Here is a 15,793-nt window from a genome sequence, read left to right as displayed (position 1 = left end):
TTCCAACCCATGTGGCCAGGAGTCACCCATGACCTCACTGCTCAGCTACCGGACCGGTCCCTGTGACCAACCTCTGCTATCCCAGACCATTGGCACTTATCTGCAAGAGATAGCCGAACGCTTTCCCGACCGCCCCGCCGTGGTGGTGCGCCACCAGCAGATCCGCTGGAGCTACCGCGAATATCTGGCCCGGATCGAAAGACTGGCAAAGGGGTTGCTCGCACTCGGGATCAAGCCGGGTGACAGGGTCGGCATCTGGTCACCGAACAACATAGAGTGGTGCCTGGTGCAGTTTGCCACCGCTCGCATCGGCGCCATCATGGTTTGCATCAATCCCGCCTATCGCAGTTACGAGCTGGAGTTTGCCATCAACAACGTGGGTTGCCGTGCCCTCATCTGTGCCAGCGCCTTCAAGGGAAGCGATTACCTCGCCATGTTGAACGAGCTGGCCCCCGAACTGGCCGGCAGTACGCCGGGACGGCTCGCCGCCGCCCGTCTGCCAACCCTGGAGATGGTGATCCGGCTCGGGGAGGAGATGACCCCCGGCATGCTGAATTTTGATGCCGTGCAGGCCTTGGGGGAGGGAGTGGATCCCGCCGTGCTGGCCCGGGTGGGTGCCAGCCTCAAGTCGGAGGATGCCATCAATATCCAGTTCACCTCGGGCACCACGGGCAACCCCAAGGGGGCCACCTTGAGCCATCGCAACATCCTCAACAATGCGCGGCTGGTGGCGAGCGGCATGGCGTTCAGCGAGCAGGACAAACTCTGTATCCCGGTGCCGCTCTACCACTGCTTTGGCATGGTGCTTGGCAATCTGGTCTGCATCAGCGTGGGTGCCTGCGCCCTGTTTCCGTCGGAGGCCTTCGACCCGGTAGCAACCCTGCAGATGGTGAGCGAGGAGCGTTGCACCGCCCTGCACGGGGTGCCGACCATGTTCATCGCCGAGCTGGAGCTGCCACAGTTCGCTAGCTTCGATCTCTCCTCCCTGCGCACCGGCATCATGGCCGGGGCCATCTGCCCCGAACCCCTGATGCGCAAGGTCCAGAGTCTGATGCACATGACCGAGGTAACCATTGCCTATGGCCAGACCGAGTGCAGTCCGATCAATCACATGACCGCCATCGATGCGCCGCTGGACAAGCGGGTGAGCACGGTGGGCCGTGCCCTCGCCCACACCGAGATCAAGCTGGTTGATGCGAGCGGCGAGACGGTCCCCATCGGTGGGAAGGGGGAGATCTGCTGTCGCGGCCATGGGGTGATGCAGGGCTATTGGCAGGATCCGGCCAAGACGGCACAGACCATAGATGATGATGGCTGGCTCCACTCCGGGGACATCGGCATCATGGATGAAGAGGGGTATGTCCAGATCGTTGGGCGCATCAAGGATCTGATCATCCGTGGTGGCGAGAACATCTATCCACGGGAGATCGAGGAGCGCCTCTACGAGCACCCGGCGGTGCAGGATGCGGCCGTATTTGGCGTTGACAGCGAACGCTACGGCGAGGAGGTGTGTGCCTGGGTCAAGCTCAGGCCGGATCTGGTGGCGAGCGAGGAGGAGATCAAGCACTTCCTCTCGGCCCGCATCGCCTATTTCAAGGTGCCGCGCTATATCCGCTTCGTGGAAGAGTACCCCATGACGGTGACCGGCAAGCTGCAGAAATTCAGGATGCGGGAGATGATGACGGCCGAGCTGACTCGCCAGTATGTCGAGGCTGGCGGCTGATACGATCTGCCAAGAGAAGAGGGGCCCGCGGGCCCCTTTTCAATGTGTGGTGGCAACTAGCTGGCCAGCAGTATCTCCTGATCCACTTCGTCCAGCTGTTCCGGGGTCAGGAAGCGCTTGGCATAGTCGCGCCAGATACCGCTGCTGACGAACAGGGTAAACAGGGCCGGATCGATATGCTGTTCTCGCACCATGTTCTGCATGATGGCCAGGGATTGGGAGACCGTCTTGCCCGATTTGTAGGGGCGATCGCTTGCGGTCAGCGCCTCAAAGATGTCGGCGATGGCCATGATGCGGGCCGGGATGCTCATCTGTTCCCCCAGCAACTGGCGCGGGTATCCCTTGCCATCCATCCGCTCATGATGGCCGCCGGCAATTTCCGGTACGCTGCGCAGATGGCGCGGGAAGGGGAGGTGCTCCAGCATGCGGATGGTCTGGATGATATGCTCGTTGATCTTGTAGCGCTCCTCCTCGGTGAGGGTGCCGCGGCCGATGGCCAGGTTGTAGCGCTCCCCGCGGTTGTAGAGATGTTTGGGCACCTTGACCTTGAACCCCCAGGGATTGCCATCGTCAAACCTGTCCTGCTGGGGCCGCGGAATAAGATGGGAGGGTTTGTCGGCCAGCAGCTGCTCAACACAGGGCAGGGTCGACGCCGGCTCGCTTTGATGCAACTTGAGCTCCTCGCGGCTGATGCCGAGCCGATCGTCCAGGGTGCGCAACCAGGTGCGGCTGGCGATGGCGTCGAGCCGCTCAATCTTCTCGGGGGCCATCCACTCGCCACCCAGATTGCATTCGGCCACGAAAGCAAACTCTTCGTCCAGTTCCGACCAACGTGGAGCCACCGCTTCGCGGCAGGCGCTCCGCTCTGACTCTGGCAGCCTGGCACAGAGGGCCTCAATATAGGCATCGCGCTTGAGTACCTCGAAACGGGTGCGTATCTCGTGGATCCGGTCGTAGATGGTCTCCAGCTTGGTGGCCTTGTCGACCACGAACTCCGGGGTGGTGACCTTGCCGCAATCGTGCAGCCAGCTTGCGATATGGATGGCTTCCCACTCTTCCTCGTTGAGACTGAAATCGGCAAAGGGGCCCTGTCGCTGGGCGCAGGCCGCCTCGGTCAGCATCTTGGTCAGCTCGGGCACGCGCTGGCAGTGACCGCCGGTATAGGGGCTCTTGGCGTCGATGGCGCCCGCCATCAGCTCGATGAAGGACTCCAGAAGTTGCTTCTGCTCTTCCAGCAGGCGCTGGTTCTCGATGGCGGAGGCGGAAGTCCCCGCCAGCGCTTCGATCAGGCTGATCCGCGAGACCAGTTCCCGTGGCGAGCACTCGGGCAGGATCAGAAACAGGTAACCGATCAACTCCTGGCGGTGATTGCGCAGGGGCTCGGCGACCAGTTCACTGGGGCCGGGGAAGGAGCCCCAGCTGCTCATGTATTGCTGCCAGCCCGTTTGGTCGATGCCGACGGAGAGCCGGTTGGCGGCGACCTGAGTCCCGAATAGTGCCGGTTGCCAGGGTACCTGTTCGATTGGCAAGTCGCCCTGCAACCAGCACGCATTGACTGCCACCATCTGCTGATCTTGCGCCAGATAGAGGCAGCCTCCTGTAGCCTGTACCGCTGACGTGGTCTCGTGCAGGATGCGGCTGATCAGGGAGTCGAAGCGATGTTCAGCAGCCAGTGCGCGACCCATGTTCATGAAGTTGCCCAGTGTCAGGCGCATGCCGGACATGGTACGGGCCAGATCATCGATCTCGCGGATCGCCGATTCGGGCTCCTTGCTGGCCGTAAAATCGAAATGCTGGATCCGCTCCGCCTCCCGGGTCAGGGCTTGCAGCGGGGTGGCGGTGCGGCGGGATACCCACCAGATCACCGGCAGCAGCAACAGCAAACCGATCAGGGTGCGGGCCAGATTGACCAGTGCCGCGTCGCGCGCCTGCTGGTAGAGCACATCGGTCGAGATCAGCAGGGCAATATAGAAAGGCGAGCCCTCGCCGAGGGGGGCCAGGTTGGCCAGCCAGCTGTTGCCGTCAGGCAGGCTGATATCCAGCTCTACCGGAGTGTCCAGTAACCCGGGCTCACTGGTGATCTGCTGCTGCAACCGGGCCAGGGCGGGGTGAGCGAGGGCCGACAGCATGGGCAGCTGTTTTAATTGCTCGAAGCTGGGCAGATCCTTGGGATCGGCGGCCAGCAGGGTGGCATGGTCATCAAACAGAACCACCTGGCTATGTTGTGGCAGGCGCAGCTCACCGATGAGGGCCGACAGTCCCTCGACGCTGGTATCGAGCCCAAGCACGGCGCGTTTGTCCTTGCTCTCCACCGCCAGGGTCATTCCGGGTTCCTTGGTGGTGAAGAAAAGATAGGGGTGGGTGACGGCAATGCCTGGATGGCGACGCGCTTGCTTGTACCAGTCACGACTACGGGGATCGTACTGGTATTGCGGCATGGCCCGGCGCTCGAGCAGCGTCAGATGCTGGTCAAAGTAGAGAAATTCCCCCTTGCCCTGATGCAGGCTCTGCACCATCAGGGTGCTGGCGAGGGGAACATTTTCCAGCTGCATTCTGGCCCGACTGGTCAGCTTGCGAACCAGAAAAAAATCGCCGTTTTCATAGCCTGCGTAGACGGCACCATAGCTGGCGCTGTTTGCCAGCACCTCGATCAACTGCGGCAGGTAACCGAGCCGTTCATCCAGGCTCTCCATGCCTGCCAGCCGGCCTGTGCGCAGCAGGCTGAGGGACATGCGGGCGGGACGTTCGTTCAACTGCAAGGCCAGGGCAAGCTGTTCCCGGTATTGCAAAAAATTCTGTCGCTCATGCTCGAGCCCTTGCTGGGTATCCTGCTGGAACTGAAGCGTGATAAGCGCCCCTCCCAGAAAGGTAAACAGCAAGATAAAGAGGGTGGCGATATGAACATAGAAGGGTTTACGACCAGGCCTGGCTGTTGTCATGGACACATCCTTGTCACACGTGCAGTTGCAGAAAAGATCAGTCAGCAGTGTGGCAATAAAATGACTAAAAAAACAGCGATGCTTTCAACCTATTCATCATTAGTCGCAGCATCCGCTTTAGGTGGATGTCCTGGCTCTTGTTCGGCATCTGACAGAAACCGGTTTGTAAGGTGATTCATTCAGGTATCTCATGCTACATTGCCCCACTTGTTACTGGTCTGTGAATCAATGGAGTGACCCATGTCTGCCATCCCCTATTCCGTCCTCGATCTGGTGCCGGTTCCTGAAGGCTCCCTACCGGCCGAGTCGTTCCACCGCTCATGCGATCTGGCGCAACATGCCGAGCGCTGGGGTTACCACCGCTACTGGCTGGCCGAGCACCACAACATGCCGGGCATTGCCAGTGCCGCCACTGCTGTGCTGATCGGCCACCTGGCGGGAGCGACCCGCACCCTGAGAATAGGGGCGGGTGGCATCATGCTGCCGAATCACTCGCCGCTGGTGATCGCCGAGCAGTTTGGCACGCTCGCCTCCCTCTATCCGGATCGGATAGATCTGGGCCTGGGTCGAGCACCGGGCACCGATCAGCGCACCATGCAGGCACTGCGCCGCCAGCGCAGCGGAGACGTCGATGATTTTCCGGCAGATGTGCGCGAGCTGATGGACTATTTTGGCGATGAGGCGGGAGCGGTGCAGGCGGTACCTGGCCAGGGACTGCATCTGCCGGTCTGGTTGCTGGGCTCGAGTCTCTACAGCGCCCAGCTGGCGGCGGCCATGGGGTTGCCGTTTGGTTTTGCCTCTCACTTCGCCCCCGCTTTGCTGCTGCAGGCGCTGGAGATTTACCGCACCCAGTATCGCCCCTCGGCCCGCTGGCCCAAGCCCTATGCGGTGGTGTGCGTCAACATGATCGCCGCCGACAGCGAGCGGGAGGCCCGCTTCCAGTTCACTACGGTGCAGCAGCAGTTTCTGCGCCTCTATCGCGGTGATGCCGGCAAGTTGCCTGCCCCTGTCCAGTCACTGGGTGACACCTGGTCACCCCGCGAGCTGATGGCCATGGAGCAAACGCTGGCCCGCTCCCTGGTAGGGGATCAGGAACAGGTACGTCATGGCCTCAAGTCGCTGCTGGTGGAAACCCGGGCCGACGAGCTGATGTTCAACGGCCCTATCGTCGATCATCAGGCGCGGCTGCGCTCCTTCGAGATCGCCGCCGAGTTGATGAAGAGTCTGTAAGCCAGGCAGTTTGCGGCTGGTGCTTGTCAGCCGCAGGCGACACCTGTTTCCATGGCCTGTAGTTAACATTATGATTTTAAAAGATTGTCAGGTTTATGTCGGCTTGCTGTCGTCTCACCTTGCCCGATGTTGACCCTATGCTGGCCCCGTCAATCACCACAAGGAGTGCAAGATGATCGTCAGGAAGTTGAGATTGCAGCGGGGCTGGTCACAGGAGCAGTTGGCGACCTTCTCCGGCTTGAGTGTCCGCACCATCCAGCGGATTGAGCAGGGGCAGCAGCCCGGACTGGAATCCCTCAAGGCCCTGGCCGCCGTCTTTGAACTCGATGTGGCTCAACTGGATGGAGTACAGCAACAGGAGCACGAGATGAAAGGCAGCGAGACGAGGAAACGGGATTGGGGGCAGGTATCGGCCGAGGAGCGGGCGGCGATGAGCTATGTGGAGGATCTCAGAGGCTTCTACTACCACATCGCCAGCTATCTGGTGGTGATCGGCGGGCTGTTTGTCATCAACTATCTGAGCAACCCGGATTATATCTGGGCCTGGTGGGCGGCGCTGGGCTGGGGGCTGGGGCTGATCTCTCACGCCATCAACCTGTTCCAGCCCTTCAAGTTGTTTGGCCCGGAGTGGGAGCGGCGCCAGATAGAGAAACGGCTGGGGCGCAAGTTGTAACCCGCCTGACAATAAAAAGCCCGACTATCAGTCGGGCTTTTTCATGCAGCCAGTATGGGCTGCGATCAGCTCGCATGCACCGGGCAGGGGGTGGCGATCAGGGCATCATCCTCGTAGCGCCACAGGGTGAGGCTGTTGCCCCAGACGCAGCCAGTATCGAGTGCCTTGATATCCTGCTTGTCGGTCTTGCCCATCAGGGCTGCCCAGTGGCCGAACACCAGGATGGGATCATCCACATGGTGCTCGCGCTGCTCGAACCAGGGGCGCAGGCCCGGGGTCGATTCGCTGGGACCCTTCTTGCATTTGAAGTCGAGCCGGCCGTCGAAGTAGCAAAAGCGCATCCGGGTGAAGGTGTTGATGATGTAGCGGTAGCGGTCTATCCCGACCAGATCGTCCCGCCAGCAGTCGGGCTGATCGCCATACATGTTGTGCAGCAGCCAGCTGTACTGGTCACCGCGCAGCAGGCTCTCCACCTCGCGGGCACAGTTGCGGGCTGTGCGGGCATCCCAGGCCGGCGAGATGCCGGCATGCACCATCATGATCGGCAGATCTGGGTGTTCCGCCAGGAGCGGCCGGTGGCGCAGCCACTCCAGCAGTTCGTCCCGATCCGGCGCCTCCATCAGGCTCTGCAACCGGTCTTTTTTCTTGAGCGGCGCGACGCCGTTGGCGACCGCCAGCAGGTGCAGGTCATGGTTGCCGAGCACGGTGACGGCGCGGTTGCCCAGTCCCTTGACGAAGCGCAGGGTGTTGAGGGAGTCGGGGCCGCGGGCGACCAGGTCACCACAGAGCCAGAGAACGTCATACGCGGGATCGAACCCGGCCAGATCCAGCAGACGGCGCAAGTCGTCATAGCAGCCCTGGATATCGCCGACAAAACAGTTCGCCATGAAACCTCAGTTGATAATATTGGGGATGGCCAGCGTGAAGGGGGCGATGGGCGCCTCAAATTGCTGACCAGAGCCATCTTGCAGGGTATAACGCCCTTCCATCACCCCGAGCGGGGTCACCAGCGGGACGCCGCTCTGGTAGCGGTAGGTCTCCCCCTCGGCGATCACGGGCTGTTCCCCGACCACGCCTGGACCTTCGACTTCCAGCATCTTGCCATTGGCATCCGTAATGAGCCAACGCCGGTGCAGCAACTGCACCGGGCCGGGCCCCAGGTTCTCGATCTCGATGAGATAGTGAAACTGATATGGGTCTTTGGAGTCCGCCACATAACTGGGGTAGGGGCGGATCACGATGCACGGGGTGGTCACGGGATCAGACCTTTGGCTGATCCGCCAGCCAGTTGGCGATCATGACAAACTGCTCCAGGGTGAGGTTCTCGGGGCGCAGGTTGCCATCGATACCAAGCTCGGTCAGCTGGGCGTCGGTGATGAAGTTGGAGAAGCTGTTGCGAATGGTCTTGCGACGCTGGCCGAAGCCCTCGGTGCAGACGCGATTCAGGCAGCGGATGTCTTTCGCGACTATGGTCGGGTTCTTGTGCGGTACCAGACGCACTACGGCGGAGTCCACCTTGGGCGCCGGCTTGAAGGCGCCCGGGCCCACTTCCAGCACCGGGATCACCTGGCAGTAGTACTGGGTCATCACGCTCAGACGGCCGTAGGCCTTGCTGCCGGGACCGGCGGCCAGACGAAGAACCACTTCCTTTTGCAGCATGAAGTGCATGTCCTCCACCCGATCGGCAAACTCGCACAGGTGGAAGATGAGCGGGGTGGAGATGTTGTAGGGCAGGTTGCCAAAGATGCGCAGCGGCCCCTTGCCTTCTCCCATCAGGGTGCTGAAGTCGAAGCGCATGGCGTCGGCTTCGATGACGGTGAGCTTGTCCTTCAGTGTCGGGTGCTCGCGCAGGCGGGCCGCCAGATCCCGGTCCAGTTCGACCACAGTCATCTTGTCCATCTGGGCGGCAACCGGCTCGGTCAGCGCGGCCAGACCCGGGCCGATCTCCACCAGGTTTTGGCCAGGCTGCGGATTGATGGCGGCCACGATCTGGTCGATCACGTAGCGATCGTGCAAGAAGTTCTGACCAAAACGCTTACGGGCCGTGTGGCCCATGTGCACCTTACTGCTCATATCTTTTTTTCTCTACCATCTTGATGGCGTGGTTAATCGCGGTGGTAAGGCTACCGGGATCGGCCAGGCCTTTGCCTGCCAGATCCAGTGCGGTGCCGTGATCCACCGAAGTGCGGATGAAAGGGAGTCCAAGGGTGATATTGACCGAACTGCCGAAGCCCTTGTATTTGAGCACGGGCAGTCCCTGGTCGTGGTACATGGCGAGTACCGCATCCGCATCCTTGAGGTATTTCTCCTGGAACAGGGTGTCGGCCGGCAATGGGCCGACCAGATCGATTCCCTCCTGGCGCAAGGTGGCCAGGGCGGGTTCGATCACGTCAATTTCTTCACGACCGAGATGGCCCCCTTCCCCGGCGTGGGGATTGAGGCCGCAGACGTAAATGCGCGGTTTGGCGATGCCAAACTTGGCCTTGAGATCCGCATCCAGGATACGGATCACCTTGCCGAGGCGATCCTCGGTGATGGCCTTCGCCACATAGGCCAGGGGGATGTGAGTGGTTGCAAGCGCCACCCGCAGCCCCTCGGTTGCCAGCAGCATCACCACGTCGGCGGTGTTGGATTGCTGGGCGAAGAACTCGGTGTGGCCGCTGAACGATACGCCGGCCTGGTTGATGATCCCCTTGTGCACGGGGCCGGTCACCACGGCGGCAAACTCACCGCTCATGTTGCCGTCGCAGGCGCGCTGCAGGGTGGCCAGCACATAGGCGCCGTTGCCTTCGTCGAGCTCTCCGGGCACCACGGCGGCGCCGAGAGAGACAGGGCAGACGGTCAGGGTGCCGGCCCGCTGCGGATGCGCGGGTGCGGCGGGATCGTAGGGCTCAAGCTCGATGGGCAGACCCAGCAGGGCGGCGCGTTCACGCAGCTGCGCCGGATCGGCGATCACCACCAGCTGGTGGGGCCAATCCTGCTGGGCTATCTGCAACACAAGATCCGGACCAACCCCGGCCGGTTCACCCGGGGTCACGGCAAGGCGACGACAACGCATCAGCTGCTGGCGCCTTCGATCTGGATGTAAGCCTCATCACGCAGCTCGTCCAGCCACGCCTGGGACTCTTCCACGAAGCGGCGGTTGTAGATCAGCTGATAGGCGCGCTGCTCCTGGGCCTTGTCGGTGGCATCCTGGCTGCGACGATCCTCCAGCTGGACAATGTGCCAGCCGTGAGAGCTGCGGAACGGGGCACTGATCTGGCCCGGTTGCAGGCGGTTGACCATGTCGCGGAACTCGGGCACGTAGACGTTCGGATCAGACCAGCCCAGTTCGCCGCCCTGCACCGCAGAGCCCGGGTCTTCGGAGTACTTCTCCGCCATGCTGGCGAAGCTCGCCTTGCCACTCTTGATATCGTGCAAGATGCCGTCCAGCATGCCCTTGGCTTTCTCTTCGCTCAGGATGATGGAGGGCTTGATCAGGATGTGACGGGCTTTCACCTCGGTCTGCATCACCTGCTGCTGACCCTTGGTGTCGAATACCTTGATGATGTGCAGGCCGGCACCGGAGCGCAGCGGACCGACGATGTCGCCCTTGGTCGCGCCCTGAACCGCTTCGGCCATCAGGGTCGGCATCTCCTGCGGGCTCATCCAGCCCCAGTCACCCCCTTCCAGCGCCTTGGGTCCGTTGCTCTCGGCAATGGCCAGCTTGCGGAAATCAGCCCCCTGTTTGAGCGCGGCCAAGATGCCCTCAATCTTGCTCTTGGCTGCATCCAGCTGGGCAGCGGAAGGGTTGTCAGGCAGGGCAATCTGGATATGACCAAGGTGATACTCGTTCTGCTGCTGACCCTGTTTTTTCAGGATGTCGACTACCTGTTTCACCTCCTGCTCGGAGATGTTGATGCGACGGCGCACCTGGTTGCGGCGTACCTCGTTCATCAGGATCTCGCGGCGCACCTCTTCCCGGTACTGGGCATAGCTCATGCCTTCGCGCGCGAGCTGGGCACGCAGCTGATCCAGGGTCATCTTGTTGTCGGCGGCGATCCCCTGGATGGCTTGTTCCAGCTGGGTATCGCTGATCTTCAGGCCCTGGCGTTCGGCCAGCTGCAGTTGCAGGCTCTCCTGGATCAGGCGATCCAGCGCCTGTTTGCGCAGGGTGGCGTCGTCAGGCAGAGACTGGCCGCTCTCCTGGGCGGAGATTTTGACCTTGTTGACCAGGGCATCCTGTTGGCTGGCAAGTACCACGTCCTTGTTGACCACGGCCAGAACCTTGTCCATCAGCTCGGGGGCCGCCATGGCGGCCTGGCTCATGGCGCCGAACATTCCCGCGGTCAGCAGGGCTATCAGGGTCTTTTTCATATCCATCTCTCAAGGCTGGACCAGCATCATTGCTGGTCTTTCAGATTAAACGGGCGAACATAGGGCAACAGTTCGGTATCCAGAGTGACGCTGCGGCCACCGGTACCGACACTGCCGAGCCCCTTCATCTCGAACTGCAGACCGATCGATTTCTCCGAAGTGGGTCTCAGGGTGACGTTGTCAGGCTGGTTGTGCCACTCCAGGCTCAGGTTGATGCTCCAGCAGCAGGAGTCGTATTTGACACCGATCTTGCGGTCAATGTTCACATCCTGCTTGATATCGCGATAGTAGCCGCCGTAAACCTGCCACTGATCGGCAATCGGCGCCATCATTACCAGACCTGCCTGGCTAAGGTCCTCTGCCAGGGCGGCGTTGGTCGGGTAGCGGTAATCCCGGTTGCCATCCTGAATAAAGCGGTAGTTGAGCTGGGTAACCAGCTTGTCATGACGGTATTCCACGGCACCATTGCCTGAACTGAACGCACCCTCCTCGGTATCGTACTGGGCGCCAGCGTGGGCGAACCACTGATCCGTGATCCGGGCATCCCCCTCAAAGGAGAGCAGAGAACGAGCGTTGGTGCTCTCGGGATCCGAGGAATAGAGACGAACCTTGGGAGAGGTCAGCTCGAACGCCTGGGCGACGGCGAGACGCAGCCGCTCATCCCCGACGTTGTCATAGATCCGGCTGGTGAGACCAGCGCTGATCCGGTTGGCATCGCTGATCCTGTCGAGACCGGCGTAACGGCGATCGCTGAACAGGCTGTAGTAGTCCTGTCGGGTAGTAGTGGAGTCGTAGACCCCGATATCGTCCTGGTTCTCGTAGGGGATGTAGAGATACTGGAACTCGGGTTCCAGAGTTTGGGTTCCCTTGCCATCAAACCAGTCGACCGAGCGATCGAAGTTGAGGCCACCCTTGAGGCGGAAAGAGGGTAGCAGACGATTGATGGTGCCATCCTTGAGGGTCAGCTTGCCAGTCTCTGCATCGGTGAAGCGAGCGCGATCCGTACCGACCAGGGTGTCTGGTACCTCCTGATTGTAGGAGGTAAACATCAGCTTGTACTGGCTGGTGAGGTAGTAACCGGGAGCATCCACCAAGGGAACCGTCAGGGTCGGGGCCATGTGTAAACGGGTTGCGGTATAGCGCTCTCCCGACTGGTAGCTGCTGGCATTGCCGCTGTCATAGCCAAACTTGGTCAGCTCGCTGTTCCAGGCCAGATCGAACCAGTTGCCCTGGCGATAGTAGTTGTAGTCGATGCGCGGCAGCATCTCGTGCGGCAGCAGCGCATAGGGACTCAGGATCTGGTAGCGGCGCACCTCGGAGGTGAGGTTCCAGTTCTTCTGGTAGTAGCCGGCGGTGAAGGATTGTTGCAACTGGCTGTCAATCTGGGTGCCCACCTGGGGGCTGAAATCGTTGAAGTAGTTGTAGTCCCTGTCCCGCACCTTGGTGTAGTCGAGCCCGAAGTGCAGGGAACCGTCCATCAGGCTGGAGCCGTGACGGACGTTCAGCATATAGCGATGGCCGTCAGACAAACCGGCCAGGCTGGGGTTGCTCGGGCTGTACTGTTTGTCATCCGCCAGGTTTTCGAAATAGAGAGTGCCGACGTGGGCGGGGTCCGGCATGTAGCGGAACTCCACCTGTTCCATCAGGCCGCGCTTGTCCATGAAGTGGGAGGTGATGGTGGCATCATAATTGGGGGCAATGTTCCAGTAGAAGGGCTGGGTGATCTCCATGCCGTTGCCGGAGCTCTGCTTGTAACCCGGATAGAGCAGACCCGTCTTGCGTTCATCCTTGATGGGAAAGTTGATGTACGGGAAATAGAACACCGGATAGTCATAGAGCCAGAGGCTGGCGTTCCAGGCTTCACCGAACACCTCTTTCTGATCGATGTCGATGCTGCCCGCCTTGAGGGTCCACACCTCCTGACCGGGGGGGCAGGTGGTGTATTGGGCGCCCTCCATGGTGATGTTCTGGTTGTTGTTGGTCATGGTGACCCGTTTGGCAAAGCCGCGCACCGGTGAACCATGAACCTGATACTTGCCCTCTTCCAGTTCGGAATTCTTGGTATCCAGGTTGGACTTGAGGGTCTTGTCGCTGGTGACGGTCACCTGACCGTCGTTGTAATAGATGTTGCCGATGGCGATGACATCCCGGCTCTTCTGATCGAGCTGGGCATAGTCGGAGTCAAACTTGCGAACCCCCTGACGCACCTTGACGTCCCCTTCATAGACGGCGGTGCCGCCCTGCTTGGCCTCAAGGCGATCGGCGTCGACCTCGACCGGCAGGGCATTGGCATCTTCTGCCGAAGAGGGCTTTTCGACCTTGGGGACATAGTCATAGCAGAGGCTGTCGAGAATACCGGTCGCAGGCGGCGGATTGAACGGGGCCGCCTGCACCATCATGGAGGTCAGGGCCGGTGCCAGGCTGATAGTCAGGGCGATGGGATAGCGGTATCCCAGTGTCCATTTTGTCATGTGAAAGACTCGTGCAATCCGTGATAGGTACGGTTGATCCAGGGCATGCATTTTACGACAGGTTTCATCGAGTTGACATTGCATGTCGGGAACTGGTTGGTTTAATTATTAAAAATCAGATACTTACGGTGTGTGTGTTGCCAAATTTCATAGCACGGAAAGCACACCATGCAGCCGACAAGACTATCACACAGCGATCAAGTTGTCGCTACTCTCGCCAAGCTCCCCGTATCCTCTTTCGGGACCTCCTATACCAAGGAGGTTGCTCTCGTTATTGCCCGCCACATGAACAAGGCTCAAGGCTGGGCTGCGTGTCTCTATCTGAGGACAATCGCTAAGGCCATTGGTTGTACGACCAGAACTGTCCGCAACGCTCTGCGCCGCTTGGAAACCCTTGGTTTCATAAAGACCGAGTTCCGGAAGCATGACCAGATAGCCAACTGGAATCTGGCCTCTGTGTACCGCTTGGGGTCTGCGCTCCTAGTCCTTTTCCGTACCTCCAGCCCCCAGCATCCGGCTAAGTCTTTGACTTCTTCTAAACAGAAACAAAGTAACAAGGATCGCTCTCCCGTTTCTTCGTCTGTGGGTAAGTTCGCCATGTTCGACCGGAAGCGGGTCACTAAGACACCGGAGGAATGGGAAGCTGACAAGAAAGCCAGCCTAGAGAACAACAGGAGCGCCCTTGAGAAGCTCAAGGACATACTGAGGGCACAACGATGAACGGACAGAAAAAGCTGGTATGCATAGAGGCTGGACTTGGGATAACCGAGGGCCAGGTATTTCCCGTGCTAGGAGAGAATGGGTCTGTCTGGGAGATTCTGTTAGGCGGGAGCTACAGAAAGATCAGCAAGCGATCTGGGCGTGTTCAGAGCTGGAAGAATGGGCCGATGTTTGGGGCTATGACTAATAAATAATGCCCCCCGAGCATCATAAGATGAGCCTACAGGGGCCAAGCGTTAACCTCATTTGGTACTTCTCAGTTATGAGTTCTCGTATTCATCGCTACTAGGCATGAAATTTAGATCAAAGTGAGCTTGGAATGAGCTATTCAATCCAGCGATCTTCACCAATTCAGTTGGTGTGTCTTCCGAGAAGGTTACAAGGTAATAGTACGGTTGATCGTCATCACTACTCACTAACTCATGATCAACGTAGTAATCATTAACTTCCTCTAACGTCCAATGAACTTCACCAGCGATAGCTATGCGTAGTGCCGTGTCATCATCAGGTTGGTTAGTGCTTCTGGGAAGAACCGAGAGTTCAGCGGCAATGATCCCTCTCTCTTTCCAATTACGCAGGAAACCTGACCACAAGTTAGCTCTCAATTTTGAGCTAGGTTGTAATCTGGATGCATTCCAGTGAAGCACATCCCGCTCACCATCCTGAAAATACAGCACCACTTGGGCGATCTTTCTGGCTAATAGCTCATTTTTGAATGCAGTCTCATCAGGCAAGAATGTTAGCGTTGGTCTGGCATCTGCGGACTTCGCGCTATCAGCATTCACCCCATCAAGAAGCCGTGCTATCACCCGCTCGGGGGTATCAAACCCAACTGCCAACTTCTCCAGCCGCTTAAAAGTTTCATCAGATAGCATTATTGATACTGGCATCTTTTCTCTCCACTCACAAATCATCTAAAAAACCATGCATGAAATCATAGATGATCAAATCAATGATTGAAATGGTTTTTGAGCTGTTGTGCGAAAAATACCTTTGGGGGATGCGCTCCTACGTGAAATCTTTAGGTCTACGTGTACCAGAGGGGCCATGATTTCACGTAGGAGTGCGGTTACTCACACACGACTCGCTGAGTTAGGGCAATTGCTGAACTTTTAGTATGTATCTCTCTGGGAGGTGATACCCAGAACTAGCCCGCCAGCCCAGATCATGTATGCGGTACTCTTTTTCTGTACCATTCCCTATGTGATGTATCACTACGTCACCAACGTCAATCTGGAAGTCACCAACATCGGTTGGGAGCTGTATTGCCTCAAAACGTATTGTGCGTGACGTTGTATTAATCGCAGCTTTAAATTGACCACTTAATCTTCCATCAGGTTTTCTGATTTCTACATTGTGCGGGGTGCAGTACATCATCTTGTCGCCTCTCTTTTTCGGTTGATCACAATACCAGTGCCACATGTTTGGGACGGATGCGCTTGAACTCTTGCCCGTACCGGCTTTGTTCAAAGGATGCAGGCCCAAATTTCAGGTCACATGCCAAGTAGTGAGCAACTAACAAAGACAGCCCTCTCTGCCTCCGCTCATCCGTCCAACATTTTCCACCTACTTCCGGTAAAGCCGTCTGCCTTGCGACTTCAATAAGTACATCAGGGTACGTCTCCGTATCGGAGAATTGTGGGAAGTGCTTTCTGAAGTTCTGGAGCATAAGCGGAGCCTC

Annotated in this window: 13 protein-coding genes; 4 read left to right on the top strand and 9 right to left on the bottom strand. The window is 59.0% G+C overall.

The annotated features are described in order from the left end of the window. Window positions 1–28 precede the first annotated feature (28 nt). Window positions 29–1,723, top strand: coding sequence for an AMP-binding protein (locus ACB028_RS15980; protein WP_371144705.1), 1,695 nt, complete (start codon window positions 29–31; stop codon window positions 1,721–1,723). 56 nt (window positions 1,724–1,779) lie between these two features. Here the strand turns inward: ACB028_RS15980 and ACB028_RS15975 are convergent, their stop codons facing one another. After that, window positions 1,780–4,662, bottom strand: a complete 2,883-nt coding sequence (locus ACB028_RS15975) for an HD domain-containing phosphohydrolase (protein ID WP_371144704.1) — start codon at window positions 4,660–4,662, stop codon at window positions 1,780–1,782. A 240-nt stretch (window positions 4,663–4,902) separates the two neighbouring features. Here ACB028_RS15975 and ACB028_RS15970 point away from each other — a divergent pair, with 240 nt between their 5' ends. Beyond that, a complete protein-coding gene (locus ACB028_RS15970) occupies window positions 4,903–5,892 on the top strand; it encodes a luciferase-like monooxygenase (protein WP_371144703.1) in 990 nt (329 codons plus the stop codon). Between the two features lie 172 nt (window positions 5,893–6,064). Next, entirely contained in the window at window positions 6,065–6,565 is a 501-nt protein-coding gene (locus ACB028_RS15965; protein ID WP_371144702.1) for a 2TM domain-containing protein, read from the top strand. A 65-nt stretch (window positions 6,566–6,630) separates the two neighbouring features. Here the strand turns inward: ACB028_RS15965 and ACB028_RS15960 are convergent, their stop codons facing one another. Genes ACB028_RS15960 through lptD form a run of 6 tightly spaced genes read right to left on the bottom strand, consistent with a single transcriptional unit; the run spans window position 6,631 to window position 13,392 of the window. After that, window positions 6,631–7,452, bottom strand: coding sequence for a symmetrical bis(5'-nucleosyl)-tetraphosphatase (locus ACB028_RS15960; protein WP_371144701.1), 822 nt, complete (start codon window positions 7,450–7,452; stop codon window positions 6,631–6,633). 6 nt (window positions 7,453–7,458) lie between these two features. Next, the gene (gene apaG, locus ACB028_RS15955; protein ID WP_342013930.1) at window positions 7,459–7,821 is read right to left on the bottom strand and encodes a Co2+/Mg2+ efflux protein ApaG; all 363 of its coding nucleotides are present in this window, start codon (window positions 7,819–7,821) and stop codon (window positions 7,459–7,461) included. A 4-nt stretch (window positions 7,822–7,825) separates the two neighbouring features. Then, entirely contained in the window at window positions 7,826–8,638 is an 813-nt protein-coding gene (gene rsmA, locus ACB028_RS15950; RefSeq protein ID WP_223379968.1) for a 16S rRNA (adenine(1518)-N(6)/adenine(1519)-N(6))-dimethyltransferase RsmA, read from the bottom strand. Next, window positions 8,628–9,623, bottom strand: coding sequence for a 4-hydroxythreonine-4-phosphate dehydrogenase PdxA (pdxA, locus tag ACB028_RS15945; RefSeq protein ID WP_371144700.1), 996 nt, complete (start codon window positions 9,621–9,623; stop codon window positions 8,628–8,630). The genes rsmA and pdxA overlap by 11 nt, the downstream gene beginning before the upstream one ends. Continuing rightward, window positions 9,623–10,921, bottom strand: a complete 1,299-nt coding sequence (gene surA, locus ACB028_RS15940) for a peptidylprolyl isomerase SurA (protein WP_042028374.1) — start codon at window positions 10,919–10,921, stop codon at window positions 9,623–9,625. The genes pdxA and surA overlap by 1 nt, the downstream gene beginning before the upstream one ends. Before the next feature lie 26 nt (window positions 10,922–10,947). Further along, the gene (gene lptD / locus ACB028_RS15935; RefSeq protein WP_371144699.1) at window positions 10,948–13,392 is read right to left on the bottom strand and encodes an LPS assembly protein LptD; all 2,445 of its coding nucleotides are present in this window, start codon (window positions 13,390–13,392) and stop codon (window positions 10,948–10,950) included. Window positions 13,393–13,560: 168 nt separating this feature from the next. Between lptD and ACB028_RS15930 the strand changes: the two genes are divergently transcribed. Next, entirely contained in the window at window positions 13,561–14,112 is a 552-nt protein-coding gene (locus ACB028_RS15930; protein WP_371144698.1) for a helix-turn-helix domain-containing protein, read from the top strand. A 260-nt stretch (window positions 14,113–14,372) separates the two neighbouring features. Here ACB028_RS15930 and ACB028_RS15925 read toward each other — a convergent pair whose 3' ends face one another. Continuing rightward, a complete protein-coding gene (locus ACB028_RS15925) occupies window positions 14,373–15,002 on the bottom strand; it encodes a hypothetical protein (RefSeq protein WP_371144697.1) in 630 nt (209 codons plus the stop codon). Window positions 15,003–15,514: 512 nt separating this feature from the next. Next, on the bottom strand, window positions 15,515–15,781 hold the full coding sequence (locus tag ACB028_RS15920) for a DUF4054 domain-containing protein (RefSeq protein ID WP_371144748.1): 267 nt from the start codon (window positions 15,779–15,781) through the stop codon (window positions 15,515–15,517). Window positions 15,782–15,793: the final 12 nt, after the last annotated feature.

Source organism: Aeromonas sp. S9(2024) (assembly GCF_041403185.1).
Classification (GTDB): domain Bacteria; phylum Pseudomonadota; class Gammaproteobacteria; order Enterobacterales; family Aeromonadaceae; genus Aeromonas; species Aeromonas enteropelogenes.
This window is presented reverse-complemented; position numbering and strand designations above follow the sequence as displayed.

Bases quoted from the DNA above. Each gene is read 5' to 3' on its own strand.
- pdxA (WP_371144700.1), bottom strand. From the start codon at position 9,623: ATGCGTTGTCGTCGCCTTGCCGTGACCCCGGGTGAACCGGCCGGGGTT.
- ACB028_RS15970 (WP_371144703.1), top strand. From the start codon at position 4,903: ATGTCTGCCATCCCCTATTCCGTCCTCGATCTGGTGCCGGTTCCTGAA.
- ACB028_RS15980 (WP_371144705.1), top strand. From the start codon at position 29: ATGACCTCACTGCTCAGCTACCGGACCGGTCCCTGTGACCAACCTCTG.
- ACB028_RS15930 (WP_371144698.1), top strand. From the start codon at position 13,561: ATGCAGCCGACAAGACTATCACACAGCGATCAAGTTGTCGCTACTCTC.
- ACB028_RS15975 (WP_371144704.1), bottom strand. From the start codon at position 4,662: ATGACAACAGCCAGGCCTGGTCGTAAACCCTTCTATGTTCATATCGCC.
- surA (WP_042028374.1), bottom strand. From the start codon at position 10,921: ATGAAAAAGACCCTGATAGCCCTGCTGACCGCGGGAATGTTCGGCGCC.
- rsmA (WP_223379968.1), bottom strand. From the start codon at position 8,638: ATGAGCAGTAAGGTGCACATGGGCCACACGGCCCGTAAGCGTTTTGGT.
- ACB028_RS15960 (WP_371144701.1), bottom strand. From the start codon at position 7,452: ATGGCGAACTGTTTTGTCGGCGATATCCAGGGCTGCTATGACGACTTG.
- lptD (WP_371144699.1), bottom strand. From the start codon at position 13,392: ATGACAAAATGGACACTGGGATACCGCTATCCCATCGCCCTGACTATC.
- ACB028_RS15925 (WP_371144697.1), bottom strand. From the start codon at position 15,002: ATGCCAGTATCAATAATGCTATCTGATGAAACTTTTAAGCGGCTGGAG.
- ACB028_RS15920 (WP_371144748.1), bottom strand. From the start codon at position 15,781: ATGCTCCAGAACTTCAGAAAGCACTTCCCACAATTCTCCGATACGGAG.
- ACB028_RS15965 (WP_371144702.1), top strand. From the start codon at position 6,065: ATGATCGTCAGGAAGTTGAGATTGCAGCGGGGCTGGTCACAGGAGCAG.